This is a genomic window from Rhodococcus sp. 05-2256-B1 (genome assembly GCF_002258465.1).
GTDB classification, from domain to species: Bacteria; Actinomycetota; Actinomycetes; order Mycobacteriales; family Mycobacteriaceae; genus Rhodococcoides; species Rhodococcoides fascians.
The window spans coordinates 200,540-218,543 of record NZ_NOZA01000041.1 but is presented as its reverse complement, the minus strand read 5'-3'; the positions used below and the strand labels follow the sequence as shown (position 1 = coordinate 218,543).

General features: G+C 65.8%; 19 protein-coding genes. 11 read left to right on the top strand and 8 right to left on the bottom strand.

What is annotated here, in order from left to right; all coding sequences use genetic code 11:
- Positions 1 to 2: 2 nt before the first annotated feature.
- Positions 3 to 725: a hypothetical protein gene (locus CH285_RS26520; protein ID WP_032371708.1), complete on the bottom strand. Its 723-nt coding sequence runs from the start codon at positions 723 to 725 to the stop codon at positions 3 to 5.
- Between the two features lie 124 nt (positions 726 to 849).
- Between CH285_RS26520 and CH285_RS26515 the strand changes: the two genes are divergently transcribed.
- From CH285_RS26515 to CH285_RS26495, 5 genes are all read left to right on the top strand, one after another.
- On the top strand, positions 850 to 1,620 hold the full coding sequence (locus CH285_RS26515) for a DUF2470 domain-containing protein (protein WP_032366728.1): 771 nt from the start codon (positions 850 to 852) through the stop codon (positions 1,618 to 1,620).
- Positions 1,621 to 1,655: 35 nt separating this feature from the next.
- Positions 1,656 to 2,465 carry a CPBP family intramembrane glutamic endopeptidase gene (locus CH285_RS26510; RefSeq protein WP_032371709.1) on the top strand — a complete coding sequence of 270 codons (810 nt, stop codon included), beginning with the start codon at positions 1,656 to 1,658 and terminating at the stop codon, positions 2,463 to 2,465.
- 289 nt (positions 2,466 to 2,754) lie between these two features.
- Complete coding sequence (locus tag CH285_RS26505; RefSeq protein WP_255032259.1) at positions 2,755 to 4,005, top strand: LCP family protein; 1,251 nt, start codon at positions 2,755 to 2,757, stop codon at positions 4,003 to 4,005.
- Between the two features lie 30 nt (positions 4,006 to 4,035).
- Positions 4,036 to 4,581 (top strand): ferritin, encoded by a 546-nt coding sequence (locus tag CH285_RS26500; RefSeq protein ID WP_032371710.1) that lies wholly within the window; start codon positions 4,036 to 4,038, stop codon positions 4,579 to 4,581.
- 112 nt (positions 4,582 to 4,693) lie between these two features.
- On the top strand, positions 4,694 to 5,248 hold the full coding sequence (locus CH285_RS26495) for a ferritin (protein WP_027494851.1): 555 nt from the start codon (positions 4,694 to 4,696) through the stop codon (positions 5,246 to 5,248).
- A gap of 157 nt (positions 5,249 to 5,405) precedes the next feature.
- On the opposite strand, the gene CH285_RS26490 is transcribed toward CH285_RS26495, so the two are convergent.
- From CH285_RS26490 to CH285_RS26475, 4 genes are read right to left on the bottom strand one after another with little or no spacing between them, the layout of a single operon-like run.
- The gene (locus CH285_RS26490; protein WP_032371711.1) at positions 5,406 to 6,317 is read right to left on the bottom strand and encodes a DUF5926 family protein; all 912 of its coding nucleotides are present in this window, start codon (positions 6,315 to 6,317) and stop codon (positions 5,406 to 5,408) included.
- A gap of 10 nt (positions 6,318 to 6,327) precedes the next feature.
- Positions 6,328 to 7,101: a glycerophosphodiester phosphodiesterase gene (locus CH285_RS26485; RefSeq protein WP_027494853.1), complete on the bottom strand. Its 774-nt coding sequence runs from the start codon at positions 7,099 to 7,101 to the stop codon at positions 6,328 to 6,330.
- Positions 7,098 to 8,204 carry a DUF4328 domain-containing protein gene (locus tag CH285_RS26480; RefSeq protein WP_052068979.1) on the bottom strand — a complete coding sequence of 369 codons (1,107 nt, stop codon included), beginning with the start codon at positions 8,202 to 8,204 and terminating at the stop codon, positions 7,098 to 7,100. Before CH285_RS26480 ends, CH285_RS26485 begins: the two co-directional genes overlap by 4 nt.
- Positions 8,205 to 8,555, bottom strand: a complete 351-nt coding sequence (locus tag CH285_RS26475; RefSeq protein ID WP_027494854.1) for a rhodanese-like domain-containing protein — start codon at positions 8,553 to 8,555, stop codon at positions 8,205 to 8,207.
- A gap of 278 nt (positions 8,556 to 8,833) precedes the next feature.
- Here CH285_RS26475 and CH285_RS26470 point away from each other — a divergent pair, with 278 nt between their 5' ends.
- The gene (locus CH285_RS26470) at positions 8,834 to 9,778 is read left to right on the top strand and encodes an LLM class F420-dependent oxidoreductase (RefSeq protein ID WP_032371712.1); all 945 of its coding nucleotides are present in this window, start codon (positions 8,834 to 8,836) and stop codon (positions 9,776 to 9,778) included.
- A 129-nt stretch (positions 9,779 to 9,907) separates the two neighbouring features.
- Here the strand turns inward: CH285_RS26470 and CH285_RS26465 are convergent, their stop codons facing one another.
- Entirely contained in the window at positions 9,908 to 11,047 is a 1,140-nt protein-coding gene (locus tag CH285_RS26465) for an acyltransferase family protein (RefSeq protein ID WP_032371713.1), read from the bottom strand.
- 259 nt (positions 11,048 to 11,306) lie between these two features.
- On the opposite strand from CH285_RS26465, the gene CH285_RS26460 reads away from it, so the two are divergent.
- Entirely contained in the window at positions 11,307 to 11,930 is a 624-nt protein-coding gene (locus CH285_RS26460) for a superoxide dismutase (protein WP_019667073.1), read from the top strand.
- A 79-nt stretch (positions 11,931 to 12,009) separates the two neighbouring features.
- Here the strand turns inward: CH285_RS26460 and CH285_RS26455 are convergent, their stop codons facing one another.
- Positions 12,010 to 12,930 carry a sucrase ferredoxin gene (locus CH285_RS26455; protein ID WP_052068980.1) on the bottom strand — a complete coding sequence of 307 codons (921 nt, stop codon included), beginning with the start codon at positions 12,928 to 12,930 and terminating at the stop codon, positions 12,010 to 12,012.
- A gap of 1 nt (position 12,931) precedes the next feature.
- Positions 12,932 to 13,879, bottom strand: coding sequence for an ABC transporter substrate-binding protein (locus CH285_RS26450; RefSeq protein ID WP_032371714.1), 948 nt, complete (start codon positions 13,877 to 13,879; stop codon positions 12,932 to 12,934).
- A 157-nt stretch (positions 13,880 to 14,036) separates the two neighbouring features.
- Here CH285_RS26450 and CH285_RS26445 point away from each other — a divergent pair, with 157 nt between their 5' ends.
- The 4 genes from CH285_RS26445 (at position 14,037) to CH285_RS26430 (ending at position 17,706) form a co-directional block, all read left to right on the top strand.
- Positions 14,037 to 14,564, top strand: coding sequence for a hypothetical protein (locus CH285_RS26445; protein ID WP_027494858.1), 528 nt, complete (start codon positions 14,037 to 14,039; stop codon positions 14,562 to 14,564).
- A gap of 206 nt (positions 14,565 to 14,770) precedes the next feature.
- Positions 14,771 to 15,478 carry a TMEM165/GDT1 family protein gene (locus CH285_RS26440; protein ID WP_032371715.1) on the top strand — a complete coding sequence of 236 codons (708 nt, stop codon included), beginning with the start codon at positions 14,771 to 14,773 and terminating at the stop codon, positions 15,476 to 15,478.
- A 312-nt stretch (positions 15,479 to 15,790) separates the two neighbouring features.
- Positions 15,791 to 16,693 carry a sensor histidine kinase gene (locus CH285_RS26435; RefSeq protein ID WP_373454753.1) on the top strand — a complete coding sequence of 301 codons (903 nt, stop codon included), beginning with the start codon at positions 15,791 to 15,793 and terminating at the stop codon, positions 16,691 to 16,693.
- Positions 16,690 to 17,706, top strand: coding sequence for a hypothetical protein (locus CH285_RS26430; RefSeq protein WP_045841519.1), 1,017 nt, complete (start codon positions 16,690 to 16,692; stop codon positions 17,704 to 17,706). Before CH285_RS26435 ends, CH285_RS26430 begins: the two co-directional genes overlap by 4 nt.
- Positions 17,707 to 18,004 lie beyond the last annotated feature (298 nt).

Here is an 18,004-nt window from a genome sequence, read left to right as displayed (position 1 = left end):
GGTTACGTTGTCGACGTCCCCGAAGCGATCAAACCGACGTCGACCAGCCGGGCGTGGGCGGCGACGGCGTCGGCGATCTCGACCCCCAGCAGTACCTCCCGCACGGCCTCGGCGGCCTCGGGTATGAGCTTGCGCAGAGCGTCGACATTCGGCGCGGCCAGAGCCGACGCGATGTCGTCTCCACGCAGCGACGCCACCGTCGCGGCGAGGATCGCGATCACGTCGTCTCCGGTGTCGGCGCGGGCAACGAGACCGACATCGGCATGCGAGACGACGGCGAGCACGTCGGCGATACGCCTCGCTGTGTCGCCGACACCGATGCCGGGGGTCCGATGAGCGGCAACGATGGTTTCCGCGGTCTCGGCCACGTCGATCGCGTCGAACACCGGGAAGACGACGAGGGGCGAGGGCAGTCGCAACCCGAGCGCGTCGGCAAGATGCTCGGAGACTGCGTCAACCTCGAATCTGACGGTCTCGTAGTTGCCTGCGCTCGAGGCGCGGAGCTCGTCCGGGTCGATGTCGAGTCGCACGACGATGCGCCCGAGGTTCGCGGTGGGCGGCAGCGTCAGCAGGGTCGAGGCCAGCACGACGGGCGGGCCGTACTCGGCGGCGCGTGGAGCGGCCTGCACGGCCGGGGCATCGGCGCAGAACGGCTGCAGCAGTCCGGCGACGAGCGCGTTCGGATCTGGTCGGTGCGGCACACCGAGGGTTAACGGAATCGGCACGTCTTCACGGTAGTCCCAGCTTGCCCTTGCGATACCCGCCACATCCGGCTAACTTAGGGGCACGTTACTTAGGTATGCCTCACCTACTGGCCATTCAACTGTACCGATCGCATCGGAGGAGCCCATGCTCGGCGCAACCACCACCACCGGACCGACCACCGCCGAACGCGTGCGCAGCGCCTGCATGCGTGCCGAGGGCGCAGCTCTCGTGATCGACGGCAGCGACCCCGTCGTGACGTCCCTGCACCACCTGCGACCCAACGGCGAGATGATTCTTGCCGTCCCCACCGATTCCATCGACGACGCGATCACCTGGCAGTCCTCCCGCGCCGGCGTTCCCGCCGTCGTCGAGCTCACCGATCACGCACCTCTGGCACTGCGCGAACCGGTGCGGTCACTGGTGTGGCTGCGCGGAGAACTGCGTCCGGTGCCGGAATCGCTGATGCGCCCGATGGCCGGCGCGGTGGCCGCCGAGCATCCCCACGCGGCCCTGCTCGACGTCGGCCACACCACCTCCCTGGTACGTCTGATCGTCGGCTCCGCAGTGGTGGCGGACAGCACCGGAGCCGAGCCGGTCGACGTCGACTCGCTGCTGGCAGCCGAGCCCGATCCGTTCTGGGAGATGGAAACGAGCTGGCTCGAGCACCTCGACTCCGATCATCCCGACCTCCTCGCGCAACTGTCCCGACGCCTCCCACCGTCGCTGCGGCAGGGACGCGTGCGTCCGCTGGGCATCGACCGCTACGGCATTCGTCTGCGTATCGAGGGTGAGTGCGGCGACAACGACGTCCGGTTGGGCTTCGCCGCGCCCGTCGACGACACGATCTCCCTGAGCCGGGCCCTCCGGGTTCTCGCCGGTTGCCCGTTCCTCAACGGCCTGCGCGCCCGGGGCTGACGCCGCCGCGAGGCTCGACAGGGCACACTCGTGCCGTGATCGACTTCAGGAACTGGTTGACGCCACCGCCGCCGGAGAGCGCCGCTCCACCGCCCGATGCTCGCGAACGCACGACCATCAAGGTCGAGATCGCGATCGTGCTGCTGGTGACGTTCGGCCTCAGTGGCATGAGCAGCATTCTCTCGCTGGTCGAGGATGCCCTGCAGACCGCAGCGCTGTCCGATCAGACGGTCGCCCTGAACTCCTCGCGATCGAGCTTCAGCGTCATCGACCTGCTGTTCCAGCTGCTGAGCATCCTGCGCCTGTGCGCATGGGGAGCATTGGGGCTGTACCTGCTGTGGCGAGCAGATCTGGCACCGCGTGCGATCGGACTGGCGAAACCGCGCCTGAAGATCGATCTCGGCCACGGCGTCGCGCTGGCGGCACTCATCGGGCTGCCGGGTCTCGCGCTCTACCTGGTCGGCAACGCCCTGGGATTCAATCTGAACGTCGTACCCAGCGCGCTCGACGACCACTGGTGGCGAGTGCCCGCCCTGATTCTGTATGCGCTGGCCAACTCCGGTGCCGAGGAGATCATCGTCGTCGCCTACCTGATCTCTCGACTGCGCCGACTCGGCTTGAGCGAGAACAAGTCCTTGCTGTGCTCCTCGCTGCTGCGCGGGAGCTACCACTTCTATCAGGGGGTGGGCGGCGGCGTCGGCAACTTCCTGATGGGCCTGGTGTTCGGCCGATACTGGCAGCGCACCGGGAGGCTGTGGCCACTGCTGATCGCGCACGCACTCATCGACATCGTCGCGTTCGTCGGTTACGCCCTGCTGCGCGAACACCTGGCATGGTTGCCGTGATGGGTACAGTCGATTCGTGAACGACGACGATCGCTACGGACGGCACGGCGCGCCCAATCGGCGTACCCCGCCGCCGAGCCAGCCGCCGCCACCGCGTCGACCACCCGGCCAGCAGCCCCCTCCCCCGCCTCGGCGCGCCGGTGGGGCCCCTGGACAGCCACCGCCGCCACCACGTCAGTACCGACCCGGTCCGCCGCCGGTTCCGAACCCCCGTCGGTACAACCCGGAACCTCCCGCGGAGCGAGGGACCCCTCGCCGTCCGGGGCCCGCACCCGAGGGCACCGAATTCATCAGGCGCGACGGTCGCCCGGCCGCACCTCGTCACGGTGCCCCGGTGCCACCGCAACAGGCGTGGTCGCAGGCACCCGAACCCGGCCCTTCCGGTTCCGTTCCACCGAACTCGACGCGCCAGTACTCCCGCGCTGCCGAGGACGAGGCCGGGCGCACCGGGTACGCACCGCGCCAACAGCCGGAACCGTACGTCGACGAGCGCAGGCAGCCACCGGCTTCTCCGCAGCGCGCCTTACGCCGACCGGAACCAGCTCGGCCACAACGTGATTCACGTCCCCCCAAGGTTGCGAAGCCGCGCAAGCGTCGGCGCTGGGGCCGTCGCGTCCTGATCGTCCTGCTCGTCCTCGTTCTGGGCATCGGCGGCATCGTCTACTACGTCGACAGTTCGCTCACGCGAGTCGACGCTCTGACCTCGTACCCCGGCAGGATCGGCGACACCCCGGGCACCAATTGGCTTCTCGTCGGATCGGATTCACGAGCCGGCCTGACGCCGGAGCAGGAAGCAACTCTCGCGACCGGCGGCGAGGTGGGCCCCAGCCGGACCGACACCATCATCATGATCCACATCCCCGAGGGCGGCGGGGCGACGACGATGGTCAGCCTACCCCGCGATTCGTACGTGCCGATTCCCGGCAACGGGGAGGACAAGCTCAACGCGGCGTTCGCATTCGGCGGGCCGTCCCTGCTGGTGCAGACGGTCGAGGGTGCGACGGGTGTACACATCGATCACTACGCCGAGATCGGCTTCGGTGGTTTCGCCGGAATCGTGGACGCCGTCGGTGGAGTCAACGTGTGTGTGCAGAACGCGATCGACGATCCGTTGGCGGGCATCAACATTCCCGCGGGCTGTCAGGATCTCGACGGTTCCGAGGCACTCGGCTTCGTGCGATCCCGCGCGACCGCATTGGCCGACCTCGACCGGATGAACAACCAGCGGGCCTTCATGTCCGCTCTGCTCGACAAGGCAACCAGCGCTTCCACTTTCCTCAATCCTTTGAAACTGTGGCCGTTGGTGTCCGATACCGCGTCGTCGTTGAGTGTCGACGACGGAGACCACATCTGGAACCTGGCCGGGTTGGCCTGGGCGATGCGCGGTGGGCCGGTGACGACGACCGTGCCGGTCGGCGGCTTCCAGGACTCCGATGTCGGCAACGTCCTCGTGTGGGACGACACCAGGGCACCGGCATTCTTCGACGCCATCGCTCAGGATCGGGAAATTCCGGCAGATCTGCTGACCGGCGGCCCCTGACGGGGGCGTGCGGCCGGTACGTTGTGGATCATGACATTGCCGTCGCATGAGCCCACCACCTCGTTTCACGATCTACTGCGCGCCCAGGTTCGGTACGAGTTCACCGCCTCGCAGCAGTACGTCGCCATCGCGATCTGGTTCGACCGCAACGATCTTCCGCAGTTGGCGCACCGCTTCTACGCCCAGTCGGCCGAAGAGCGTCGGCACGCCATGATGATGATTCGGTTCCTCATCGACAACCGACTCGAGGTGGACGCGTCGGGCATCGACGACGTGGTGACCGCGTTCGATTCGGTCGCCGAACCGGTGGAGTTGGCGTTGGCGCAGGAGGTGGCGGTCACCGATCGGGTCACCGCGCTCGCACAGGCGGCCAGAGCCGAGGGCGATTACATCGGGGAGCAATTCATGCACTGGTTCCTCACCGAACAGGTCGAGGAAGTAGCCGCGATGCAGAGCCTCCTCAACATCGTGCGGCGAGCAGGTTCGGATCTGTTCGACATCGAGCAGTACGTGGCACGCGAGCTCGGCTCGGTGACCCGCGCCACCAATGCACCCAAAGAGGCCGGAAGCGCGTAACTAACGCCCTGCTCAGAGGGGACATTTAGGATTCACTGTATTAGGCTACGTTCGCCTCAATAAGGCTCGACTTGGATGACAATGCCCTCTGACCAGGCATATTGTCCTCATCATGAGCGCAGACATCAAAGAAACGAACCACACCAAGTTCCACGCACTTCTTCGCGACCAGATCCGCAACGAGTTCAACGCCTCGCAGCAATACATCGCCACCGCCGTCTACTTCGCGAATGTCGACCTGCCGCAGCTGGCCAAGCACTTCTACGCGCAGTCGGTCGAAGAGCGTAACCACGCGATGATGATCGTCCAGTACTTCCTCGATCGCGACATCACCGTCGAATTGACCGGTGTCGACGCGTCGAAGTCCGTGTTCACGGACCCGCGTGAGGCCATCGCCCTCGCACTGGCACAGGAAGAGACGGTCACCGAGCAGATCATCGCTCTGGCGAGCACCGCCCGCGAAGAGGGCGACTACCTCGGCGAGCAGTTCATGCAGTGGTTCCTCAAGGAGCAGGTCGAGGAAGTTGCCAGCATGAAGACTTTGCTCAACATCGCAGACCGCGCCGGCCACAACCTGTTCGACCTCGAGCAGTTCGTTGCCCGCGAGATGAACACCAGCGTCGTCGCCGATGCAGGCGCACCCACCGTTGCCGGCGGATCGCTGTAATTTCGCTTCACGCGACACGCATCGACGAGTAACGCGAGAGATCTCGCGCTCATATGGGTGGTCGTCGGACAAGCAGCCCCTTGTCCGACGGCCACCCGACGTGCGTTTCGGTGCACCGACTTTCGGGCCGCCGCACCTCTCGGTTGGGCTCGACTGCTCAGCGCAGGGTGACCTGACGGCCACGAAGGCCGTCCCGCGAACGCAGCTGCGCCCCTGTCAGCGGGGCGTCGACGGCAAGAGCCTCGTTCAGCTTCTCCCCGAATTCCTTTGTCGGAGCAGCCCATTCGGTGGGATGCATCTCCGGATCGAGATCGAACACCGGCACCAGCAACCCGTGCGTACGGAACGAGCCTGCATACCGCGAGCCCTCACCGAGATTCAGGTCTCCGGCAGCGTGCAACCGCGCGAGGGCGAGCATGACGTCGTCCTCGCTCTCCGGGCGAACCCACCGGATGTGCGCCTTGTCGCCGGCATCGACCCACCATGCTGCAACGACACCGTCCGCCTCGATCCGCGCCGAGGGCATGATCGCCTGATTCGCGCGCTCCACGGTTGCGGCCACATCGGCTGCGGGAGTGGCACTTTCCGGGATCCACCAATTGAAATCCTGATGCACGGTGATCTCGAGGAGTGAGGACGGGTCGAGGACATCGGTCAATGCGGGGGTGTTCTCGTCCACCTTCGAAGCTTCGAGCGACTCACCTGCGGGGGCGGCGGCGACCCAGCCCAACGCGCTACTGATATCTGCTGCAACGTCTTTCGACTGCGTCTGAACCTGCAGGCCGACGAATCCTTCTACAGTGCCCGCCTCTTCGCGTACCAGAGCGGCGACGGCTCCCGGCAATACCGTTGCCAGAGTGACGGTGCGGCCGCCGGACGTGATCGGCGCGGTGGCGGTGGCCGACGGCACGAATTCGCGCAGCGCTACCAGGTCGCATTCTGCGGCCAGGCCCTCGAACGGCCGCGTCGTCCCCGACTCGAGGCTGGCCCGCTCGGCCTCACGCTGTGCGAGCTTGGCCGCCCGGTTGCTGTCCTGCTTCGGTCCGCTGTTTCTTTTGCTCTTACCCACGCCAGAAAACCTACACGTTCTTCGATTCCAGCCAGGCGCGCGTTCGTCCGGGATGGTTGGTCGCGATCCACCCGACACCGAGTTCGCGGCACAGGTCCACGTCCTCTTTCTCGTCGACCGTCCACACGTAACTGGCACGGCCCGACGCGGCTGCACGATCGACGAGCGTCGGGTGCTCACGCAACGCCCGGATCGACGGACCGACCGCGGTGGCACCGACGGTCGTCGCTGCTCCGCCGCCCAGATAGTGCGAGCTGTCACCGAGGAGGACCGTCGGAAGCATCGGTGCCGAGCGGCGCACTCGCCACACGGCCGAGGGCGCAAAAGACATGATGACCGCCCGCGAATGATCCGCCGAGGCAGGCGCGCCGATGCCGAAGTGGTGCAGCTCGGCCAGCACCGAGGCCTCGATCAGCGAGCCGTAGCGCACCGGATGCTTGGTTTCGATGAAGAGCTTGACCGGCTTGCTGGTCCAATCCAGAATCAGCGCGATCAGGTCGTGCAGCGTCAGAAGTTCGGCGGGTTCGTCAGCATCGCCGTAGTTCAACCGGGCGAGCTCGTCGAAGGTCATCTCGCTGACGATTCCGGTGCCGTTCGAGGTTCGGTCGACGCGGCGGTCGTGCACACACACGATGCGGCCGTCCTTCGTGAGCCGGACGTCGCATTCGACGCCGTCCGCTCCCTCCCGTAACGCGAGATCGTAGGCGGCGAGCGTGTGTTCCTTCTTCGCCGCAGATGCTCCTCGGTGCGCGACGACCAAAGGGCCGCGTCGGTCCGGGCTCACGAGACCGTCACCGCCCGGTCGTCCTTCTCGGCCCCGGAATCCGCACGAGCTGCGTCGGCCGGCTCGGTCTCGGTCTGCTCAGTCTGGGTCTCGGTCTGCTCGGTCGCGGACTGCTCGGTCTCGGACTGCGTGGTCTTTCGCTCGATGCTGGGTGCGATGACCCAGCGGGTGGGACGAGACAACGCCGAACCGCGCAGGGTGCGGCCCTCGAGTCGGCGCATGACGGCCAGGGTCAGCACCGCGGAAACTGCGGCCACGAGCGCCACTACGGCGGCGAGCAGAACGCCGTCGGCGCGGGCTTGCAGTGTGTTGCGCAGACTCCACAGCACCTGCACGACGACCAGCGCGTTGCTCGTCGCCCAGACGACCCACCAGATCCGGATCAAGGTGAGCTCGCGGTACACGTCGCCGTCGGATTCGGCTCGGAGGCGCACGATCTCCGTCAGGTACACCCCGGGCATCACGATCCGAACCAGAGGCAGCATCGAGAGCAGCAGCATCCATCGCACCGACCGCGGCTCGGTCGCACCGACCGATGCGTAGGCCAGCCGGCGTTGCCGAATCAGCCAGCAGGACGTCGTGATCAGCGCGAGCAGACCGACGATGAGCGCGCCGACCTGTGCGAAATAGACCAGCGCATCGGAAATTGCCAGCGTGATCGGCGACAGCAATCGGGTGCGGTTGTACAGCAGAATTCCGTAGCGAAACAGCTCGGCGAACGCCGCCAGCCCCAAGAGCAGCGCCGTGATCCAGACGAACGTCTGCGCGTTGGCTGCGTACTGCTCGACGCGGCCGGCGGGCGTGTGTGCTGCGGGGTCGCGTGGGGTGTCGCGCAGTCCCCACGTGGGCGTCGAGTCGTACCGCGGAGTGGGGGTCGGTACCGCGACCCGGGCGGGACCGACGGCTTTGCCCTTCGACGACGCAGGCCGCGCAACCCACCGAAAATTGCGGCGGCCCTGTGCCGGTGCCCGAGCGGACACCGGCGAGAGCAGCACGCCGTGGCAGCGGGGGCACCACGTACCCGGCCGTGCGCCGACCGCCCAGCGAGTGCTGCAGCGGGCGCAGACCTGGAACGCCTGTGCGCGCCCCTGCGGTGCCGACATCTAGATGATTCTCGCTTCGTCCGAATCGTCGTCGCGCTGGATCGGCCTACCGGCGGCATGCCAGTCGAGCATCCCGCCCTCGACGTTGATGGCCTCGTAGCCCACGCGATTGAGGTATTCGACGACCCGAGCCGAGCGCCCGCCGGCTTTGCAGACGACGTAGATCTCGGATTGGTTGTCGATTTCGCCTGCTCTGGACGGAATGTCGCCCATCGGGATGTGCACGGCACCGGGTGCATGTCCGGCCTGCCACTCGTCGTCTTCTCGGACGTCGAGCAGCACTGCCGCTTCCGGGAACGGCACCGGAAGGCGGTCTACGGTGACGGCGGGCGACTGCTCGGGGTGAGACACCTCTCGATCTTGTCACGGGTGCGATCGCGACTGCCACTCGTGCCCGCCTGACGATGGACGGCCCCAGCTATGACCTACGTCACTTTGGCTCACGAAAGTTATCCACAATATCCACAGGTTGATGCACAGAATCGGGGCCCGCGCCGGTTTCTATCCACAGGTCACGGCCTCACAACTGATTGCCGGTGTATCGAGTACCAACGAAGGCTGTGGATCGATCGTGATTTGACACAGCTGTTGTCTGCGGTCGTTTATCCAAGCTGATTACCCTGGCAAACATGACTTCTCACTCCTCGGTCGAGCTACGCGTCTTCACCGAACCGCAACAGGGCGCCACCTACGACGACCTCCTCCGGGTCGCCACAGCCGCGGAGGAATTCGGCTACGGTGCCTTCTTCCGATCCGACCATTACCTCGCGATGAGCGGCGACGGGTTGCCCGGCCCCACCGACGCGTGGATCACCCTGGCCGGCCTGGCTCGTGAGACGTCGACCATCCGGCTCGGCACGCTCGTCACCTCCGCCACATTCCGCTACCCCGGCCCACTCGCCATCAGCGTCGCGCAGGTCGACGCCATGAGCGGTGGCCGCGTCGACCTGGGGTTGGGTGCCGGCTGGTTCGAGGACGAGCACAAGGCATACGGCCTGCCGTTCCCGGCGCTCGGTGAACGCTTCGACCGACTGGAAGAGTCCCTCGCCGTCATCACCGGGTTGTGGGAAACACCGACCGGCGAAACGTTCTCGCACCCGGGAACCCACTACCCCGTCACCGATTCACCCGCCCTCCCCAAGCCCGTCCAATCGCCGCGTCCCCCCATCCTCATCGGCGGCGGAGGCAAGAAGCGCACCCCGGCCCTGGCCGCGAAATACGCGGACGAATTCAACATCCCCTTCGCCTCGCTGGCCGACACCGAAACGCAGTTCGGACGCGTCCGCGCCGCCTGCTCTGCCGCCGACCGTGACCCCGATTCCCTCGTCTACTCCAACGCACTCGTCCTGTGCTGCGGCCGCACCGAGGAGGACATCGCCCGACGCGCCGCCGCCATCGGCCGCGACGTCTCCGAACTCCGCGAGAACGGGGCCGCGGGAAGTCCCGCCGAACTGGTCGACAAAATCGGCCGCTTCGGGGCCATCGGCGCGACTCGCGTGTACCTGCAGACCCTCGACCTCACCGATCTCGATCACCTCGAACTGGTCGCCTCCGAGGTCATCCCGCAGCTCTGATCTCCTCCGCCCCCCATCCACCCCAGTCCACTCAACGTGACATTCACCCCCGAAAAGGCCACCAAATGTCACATTGACTACCCAGCGGGGGTGAACTACCCAGCGGGGGTGACTACCCAGCGGGCTGGGTCAAGCGGCAGATCGAGTGCGTAGTTGTCGGTATCGCGTGCTGATGTGTCGTGCTGCGGGCAGTTCGATCCAGCGGTAGATGATTTCGGCGAGTGCGGCGGTGCCGGTCAGGAAGGTCAGGACGGCGGCGGTCGGTCCGAAGTGCGGTTCCACGGCTGCGTAGATGCGGTAGAGCACGAGTGTGTGGATCAGGTAGATGGCGTAGCTTCGGGTGCCGATCCAGCCGATGATGGGCCAGCGGGTGATGGGTCCGTCATATCGGGCCAGGATCAGCACGGTGCCGGTGACGACGAGCAGTGACCACAGGTAGGTCTCGCCCATCCAGAAGGTGTGGACGTCGATGGCGAGGCGGATCACTTCGATTTGTGCGACGACGCCGATGACGATCCAGCGCCAGGTGACGAGTTTCGCCCAGCCGAGGTAGAAGATCTGGCCGAGGAACAGGGTGGGCAGTACTCCGGCGACTTTGGTGAGGAACGGGATGGTGTACGGCTGGGGCAGGTAGAGGTTCCAGAGGATCACCAGTGTGCAGAGTGCGGCTCCGATGAGGGGCACGGTGATCGGGCTTGCGCGTAGTGCCGAGCGCATTGCGACGCAGTAGAGGTAGAACACGATTTGCACGACGAGTGTCCAGGTGACGCCCAGTACGGCGACCTCGGGTCGGAGGAAGAAGCCGCCGAGGAAGAAGCTGAGTACGGCCTCTCCGTTGCTGATTCCGGGTTGTCCGCTGAACATGCCGTTGACGCCGAGTTTGACGAGTACGACGGCCAGGGCGATGGCGAACCAGAGGGCGGGCACGAGTCGGGCGAGGCGCGCGACCATGAAATCCCGACGCGATTGCCGCATAGCGGATCGGGTGATGAGCAGCCCCGTGAGCAGCATGAACATGCTCACGCCCACGAAGGAGAGGTGGAGGTTGAGGCCTACGTCGTCGATGAGGACGAGGTTGACGATGTCGAGCATCCACCAGTCGCCGCCGACGTCGTCGAGTAGGTAGAACGAGATGTGCGAGTAGAGGACGGCGCAGACGGCGATGACGCGCAGGAGATCGGCACCGTTCATCTGGACGCGGGGCGCGGTCACGGCCGGTGCGGCGGCGGACTCGTCGACCGAATTTCGGTTCGGACGGTCCCCTTTCACACCCTCGAGTTTAGGTTCCGTTCATGGTGTGGACCAATTCGGCGCTGTTACGCAACTATTTCGTGACAATCGCAGGTTTTCGCAGCCCAGGAATTCGACTGTCTTGTTCACGTGGATTTATTCCGAGAAAAGCATCTCGGTTACAACGGTTGCACAAGGGGTAGGAATGAGATTGGGTTGAACCCTACGAAAGATCCGCAGTAGGACGAACGTGCCCGCATCACGCGATGGGCACGGCGTCGTTAGAGAAGGGAACCACGTGTCCGAGTACACCTTGCCCGACCTTGATTTCGATTACTCCGCCCTCGAGCCGCACATCTCGGGCGAGATCAACGAGCTCCACCACTCCAAGCATCACGCCACCTACGTCGCCGGTGCCAACACCGCGCTCGAGAAGCTGGCTGCAGCCCGCGAGGCCGAGGATCACGGCAGCATCTTCCTGCTTGAGAAGAACCTCGCGTTCCACCTCGGTGGCCACGTCAACCACTCCATCTGGTGGAAGAACCTCTCGCCCAACGGTGGCGACAAGCCCGAAGGCGAACTCGGTGCCGCGATCGACGACCAGTTCGGTTCGTTCGACAAGTTCCGCGCACAGTTCACCGCTGCTGCCAACGGCCTGCAGGGCTCCGGCTGGGCAGTGCTCGGCTACGACTCGCTGGGCAAGAAGCTCCTCACCTTCCAGCTCTACGATCAGCAGGCCAACGTGCCGCTGGGCATCATTCCGCTGCTGCAGGTCGACATGTGGGAGCACGCCTTCTACCTGCAGTACAAGAACGTCAAGGCCGATTACGTGAAGGCGTTCTGGAACGTCGTCAACTGGGCCGACGTCCAGGCTCGTTTCGAGGCCGCCACGTCGAAGACCCCGGGCCTGATCTTCCCGTAGGTTTCGAGATTGCCGCACGACGCGCAATCGCAGACAGGGCCACCGCGTTCGACGCGGTGGCCCTGTCGCATTTCGAAGGTCACGCCCTCCCGGCGGCGGGCACCGACCCGATGGTCGTGACGCCGTGGTCCGGTCTCGCGACGTCCTCGGAACGGCAGGTCGTTCGGCGCGGGGGCTCGGGATCGGGTGTCACGTGTACCTGCACGCTTCCCGACGTCGTCACCACCACAACATCCGACGCGGCGCCGGACGACGTGACATCGGACGGGTGGACGTCGTCGATTCCGGTGAGCCCGTATTCGGTTCGTACTGCGTGTTCGGCGATCTGGGCGACGGTGTCGTCGGTGCAGCGGCCTCGGTAGTGGCGCAGCGTGAGATGCCCGCGGTCGTGGTCGTCCACGACGGCCTGCGCGTTGGTCGGTTCGAGGTTGCCGTAGTAGCTGCCGTCGGGCAGGGCCACCATGCCCGCTGCGTATCGATCCCCGCCCAGGTGCGTCGATTCCCATACCCGCCCGCTGGGTCCGGCGAGGGCCGCCGCCACCGGCCGACCGAGCACCGCGCAGCACGGATCCTTCTTTCCGTGCGTGCAGACGAGGTAGAGGCGCTGGTCGACGCGAGTCCCGATACCAGGTGGGGTGCCCGCCGCGGCGGCTTCGAGAGGTAGTTCGAGAATCTGCTCGACGGTGTCGACCGTGTATTTCTCCAGCCACGGGCCGCGGCGACCCGAGTGCGCAAGAAACACCTGTCCCGTCTCGGTGGGTTCACGCCTGCCGTGCGTTTCTCGCACCAGTTGCGGGCGTATCCCGACGGCCTTGCAGCGACGCGAGAGTTCGGTGCCGATTCGACCCAGCGGACCGTCCGGCCCCCACGGTTCGCGCCCCCACGGGCCTCGGTGCTCGATCAACACCCAGCCGTGTGCGCGTGCAGCTGTCCCGCGAAGCGATTCGTCGTTCTCGCGCGCCACTGCAGCGCAGCCGACCCAGCGTTCGGATGCCGGCACGTCAGCCCCCGATTTCGGTCGCGGTCTCGACCAGGGCCTGGGCGGTCAGCACGTTGCCGAAGAGAAAATCCTTGGACGGCAGCTCGGTCACCCGAGCTCCGAGACCGGTGAAGAGCGGGTTCTGCCGCAGTTGCGCCACGGCGTCCTCCGTCCCGGCATCGGTGAGCAGAAGGATGTCGTCGGCCGCCAGCACGTCGATCAGTTCCGGGCTGACGTCGACCGTCTGCACAGCGTCGGATCCGCGATCCTGCTGTGCGGGCGCGCGGTAGCCGAGATCGGCCAGGACGGCGTAAGGAAACGATCCGTCCTGCGTCATGTACCGCAACGAGTCGGTGCGCACTCGCGCGACGGTCAACGTGCTGTTTTCCCGAGGTGAGCGTGACTCGGATTCGTCGACCGCCTGTCGATAGTCCGCCAGCAAACCGTCGGCGATCTCCTGCCGATCGAAGATTCCCGCCAGCTGCTGCAAGGTGTTCTGCCACGAGGCCGGGGTGTATTCCACGACGACGGTCGGCGCGATCGGGGCGACCCGGTCGTACAGCGCTCGGTTGTCCTCACCCGTCGTTCGCATGACGATCAGGTCCGGTGCGGCAGCCGTCAGAGCCTCGATGTCGACGTCGGCGTCGACGGATCCGATGTCGATCGGTTCGGTGGTGAGCCGATCCCGGACGACGGGTGCGTAGTCACCGGTGAGCGGCGGCTTCACCGCCGCGACGGGCTGGATGCCCAACGCGACGACGGCTTCCAACGTGCGGTCGCCGTCGAGCACGGCCACGCGCTGTGGATCGACGGGAACACTCGTCTCACCGAATGCATGCTGCACGGTGCGAACCTCGCCGCCGGTCTCGCCCGGGGTCGATTCTTCCCGACTGCATGCGGCGACACTCAGCAGTAGCGCAACGGACAGCAACGAGACGACGGTTCGCCGGGCGGATCCTCTGTTTTTCACCGCAGCAGCGTATCGGCTGGCGAGCCGCCGTGGGCCGGCTACGTTTTCGGCTGGCACTCTCCCCATCTTGTGTGCCAGCCGTTTTCGGGTCATTCTTCTCCTTACCCAACGTCGTGTACCCGGCTTCTGCCTCGTACCTGTCTGGGAGGGATGCGCAATGGACGATCGAGATCTCATCGGTGTCTCGCCTTTTCACGCCGCCGGTCTACTGCGCGGGTTCGTGATCTCCGGTCGTTGGCCGGACACCACCAAGGAGTGGGCTCAATTCCTGGCGCTGGCCGTCCGGGTCGCGTCGATGCCGGGTCTGTTGGCGACGTCGACGGTGTTCGGGGTGCGGGAGGAGCTGCCCGAGGATCCGGAGCCGGGGACGGTCGGCCTGGTGTTGGCCGAGGGACCGGTGATCGGAGATTTCGCGTTGGCTCCCGGGCGGTTCTCGGACCATCAGCCGGCCGCGTTGCTGATGCTGCATCCACCGTCGGAGACGACGCCCTCTCTGCCGGAGTGCGCGGGCGCGGCGTCGGGTTGTGTTCTGCTGCCCGGTCTTCCGCATCTGGGCCTCGATCACCGGGCCGCGTGGGTGGAGGCAGAATCCGACGGCACCGTGACGTCGATGATCAGTCGGGTCGGCCTCGATCCGATCAGCGATCCCGACACCGCAGTTTTGGCGATGCTCCTCGCATCCTGACCGCTCCCCGTACACGATTTTTCGGGTCCCCAAACTTATTGGCGCATTGGACAATTGGAGAAACGGCACTTAAAGTCGTCTGCAGCGAAGGGGAGTAGCCCCCAATCAACGTGTCGACATACTGGTCGTTTTCCACGACCCGGCACCTGAACCGGTACTTCCGGTGGGCGAGACCTTCGGTCCGTTCGACGACCGAGGAGTCTGCTGTGCTGTCCGCTCTACTGTTGAGTTTCGCTGTCATTTTCGTGGCCGAGCTGGGTGACAAATCCCAGCTGATGGCCATGACGTTCGCCTTGCGCTACAAGTGGTACGTCGTCATCGGCGGAATCACCGTGGCCACGACCGTCGTGCATCTGGTCTCGGTCGCCGTCGGCCATTTCCTCGGTGTGTCCATCCCCACCGAAGCCATCTCGATCGTCGGCGGGCTCGCGTTCGTCGTGTTCGGTCTGTGGACCCTGCGCGGAGATTCGTTGTCCGACGACGAGGGTGCCAAGGCGTCGCGAGTCACCAAGTCGGCCTTCCTGGCCATCGCGTCCGCGTTCTTCCTCGCCGAACTGGGCGACAAGACGATGCTGGCCACCGTCACTCTGGCCGCCGACAACGACTGGGTCGGAGTGTGGATCGGCTCGACGGTGGGCATGGTCGCCGCCGACGCCCTCGCTATCGTGCTGGGTGCCGTTCTCGGAAAGCACTTGCCGGAACGCATAATTCAGTACGGTGCGGCCATTCTGTTCTTCGTCTTCGGCGCGGTCCTGTTCTTCGAGGGACTGATGCCGGGTACGTCGGCACCGTACGTGGCGGCCGCAGTCGTGGTGGCGATCTCGGCCCTCGTCGTCGCCGCTGCGTTCGTCCGACGCTCCCGCAGCGACGCACCGCAGGAAGTGGAGAAGCGCAGCACCACCGAAGACGTCTGACCTTGGTTTACACTCCTCGCGGAGGGGTGAATGAACGACAACCTGCAGGCGACGGGTAGCGACGCGGCACACCGTTCGACCGATCGGCTCATCAGGATCTTCGGCCGGTTCGTCGGTACCGGCTACGCGGCGTATCTACTGCTGCTCGTTCCCGACATCGCGCGCAGCAGCGTCACGGTCCCCGGGTGGTGGACCCCGGCCGCCGTGATCGTCGTGTTCGGTACCGGTCTCGCGTTCGGAGCCTTCACCTTTCACCCGAGCATCAGGGTCAGCCAGGTTGCGGGTTCGATCGCAGCGTTGGCGTTCCCGGTCATGGCCCTGCTGTGGTGGGTGGCCTGGGACGGGACCACCTTCGATCGGAGCGGAATGTTCCTGTCCGCATTCCCCGGCCTGGCCTCACTCGCGGCCGCGACCGTATGGCGACCCATCCCGGCATTCGTGCACACGGCCGTCTCGGTGGTGATCGTGCAACTGATCAATCAAGCTGTGCGAGAGCCGTTTCCTCGCAGCAACATCATCGCCGAAATATTCTTCGGGCTGATGTTCTGCACGGTGTTCGTCGCGGCGACTCTGGCCGCACTGCGTACCGGTCGCATTCTCGACGCCACCATCAGCGCCACCCACGGCGATGCCGCACGGGCGGCTGCGGCGAATGCACGCGAAGTCGAACGGGAACGGTTCGACGCCCTCATCCACGACGAGGTCATGTCGTCACTGCTGGCGGTCGCTCGCCAGGGCCGCACTGCCAGCCTGGCCCGTCAAGCACGTTCGGCATTGGCCCATCTGGACGGACTACACACCGACACTGCGACACACGATTTCACCGCCGACGACACGATCGCTCTGATGCGGGCCTCCGCATCGACAGTCGACGAGTCGATCGATTTCAGGGTCCGCGAGGACCCCGCCGATTCCTCGGCGAACTACCCTGCCGATGCGGTCCGGTCGATCGCGGGCGCACTAGCAGAAGCACTGCGCAACAGCGTCGTTCACGCTCAGGCGTCGACCAGATCGGTGACGGTCTCGCTGGCCCCGTCGGCAATGCGAGTCATCGTGCGAGACAACGGTATCGGCTTCGATCGACGCTCGGTGCCTCCGCACCGACTCGGCGTCGCCGTCAGCATCGAGGGGCGGATGCGTCAGCTCGACGGTGGTTCGGCCGAGATCGACACCTCCCGCCGCGGAACCACTGTGCGATTGAGCTGGGCGCGATGAACGGCGAGGATGTTCGCGACCTGCTGTCGATGAAGTCGGGGGCCGCGTACGCCGTCGCCGGCTTCTACATCCTCGCGTGCGCCGTGTGTGCGTCGGCGACGCTGAAGGGTATGTCCGCGGTGTGGCCGCCGTTCGTCTCGGTGCTGGTGTTCTCGGCCGCGGTTATCCTGCTGCTCAGAGCGCCGGGGGATCCACTGAGCCCACGGTCCACGGCGTTGCTCACGGTGTCCGGGCCGGTGGCCGCGTCGTTCGTCTTCGCCGTGGTGCCGGTGCCGCTGACCGGCAGTCTGCAGTCCTGGCCTCTGGGTATGTCCGTCGTGATCTACACGTTCATGTGTGTCCGTGGCCGCACGCCGGCCGCGTGGTTCGGACTCGCGCTCACCATGTCTGTCGTCGTCGGTTGGGCAGCCTGGACGGGTCAAGGCGCACTGTTCGGATTGTCGTTCAGCGCCATCAATATTGCTCCGTTGTTGATGGCGACGTTCTTCGCCTTCACCATCCGACCCCTCGGTGCAGCGATCTTCGAGCTCCGTGAACAATCCACCATCCGCATCGCCGCCCAGGCCGCCGCTGCGGCGGTACTCGAAGAACGTGACGCCCGCCTGGCCAGTCTCGATACGCTCGCCCGTCCGCTCCTGCAGCGCATCGCGGACGGCCCCGATCTCACCGACGAGGAAGTCCTGGCGTGCCGACTCCTCGAAGCCGAGCTCCGCGACACCCTGCGGGCCCGCGGGCTCGTACTGCCCGAGTTGGCCAGGGCGGCACGCTCGGCTCGCGCCCGCGGCGTCGAGGTCACGATGCTCGACGACCGAAGCCCCACAGCATTGAGCGAGAAGGTCCGCAACGACATCGCGGCGGGGGCGTCGAGCAGTCTGGACGGTGCCGTGACGGGATCGGTGACGGTTCGCTTGCTGCCTCCGGGCAGACCGGCCGCGGCGACGATCCTGCTCGACGACCTCGGTGACGGCGCTCAGCGAGTCGAATACGACGACTCCGGCCGCATTCTGCCCTGATCGGCGGGCACGGGAGGGAGGTTCCGTCCTGCCTGGTGTGGGGCCGGAGCCGACCCTCATCGGCCGCCGTCCTACTACTCCTGGCCGGATGCGGTTTCGTCGAGGCAGGCCCGTCGCAGCCGACCGAGGCGATAACGTTGGCTGCATGTGATGGAACGACCAAGATTCAGTGTCAACGGGGCACGGGCTCCCGTCGGGATGCAAGGAGTTGGCGATCAATGTTCCGATCGGGACAAGGTGGGTCTTCTTCTGGTCGGCACTGACGCTGCTGTGGGCCGTTGTGTCCGTGAGTCGAACT

What these genes read in the sequence shown, in the direction of transcription:
- CH285_RS26515 (WP_032366728.1), top strand. Translation starts at nt 850, where the DNA reads ATGCTCGGCGCAACCACCACCACCGGACCGACCACCGCCGAACGCGTG.
- CH285_RS26500 (WP_032371710.1), top strand. Translation starts at nt 4,036, where the DNA reads ATGACATTGCCGTCGCATGAGCCCACCACCTCGTTTCACGATCTACTG.
- CH285_RS26495 (WP_027494851.1), top strand. Translation starts at nt 4,694, where the DNA reads ATGAGCGCAGACATCAAAGAAACGAACCACACCAAGTTCCACGCACTT.
- CH285_RS26480 (WP_052068979.1), bottom strand. Translation starts at nt 8,204, where the DNA reads ATGTCGGCACCGCAGGGGCGCGCACAGGCGTTCCAGGTCTGCGCCCGC.
- CH285_RS26470 (WP_032371712.1), top strand. Translation starts at nt 8,834, where the DNA reads ATGACTTCTCACTCCTCGGTCGAGCTACGCGTCTTCACCGAACCGCAA.
- CH285_RS26445 (WP_027494858.1), top strand. Translation starts at nt 14,037, where the DNA reads ATGGACGATCGAGATCTCATCGGTGTCTCGCCTTTTCACGCCGCCGGT.
- CH285_RS26435 (WP_373454753.1), top strand. Translation starts at nt 15,791, where the DNA reads ATGGCCCTGCTGTGGTGGGTGGCCTGGGACGGGACCACCTTCGATCGG.
- CH285_RS26430 (WP_045841519.1), top strand. Translation starts at nt 16,690, where the DNA reads ATGAACGGCGAGGATGTTCGCGACCTGCTGTCGATGAAGTCGGGGGCC.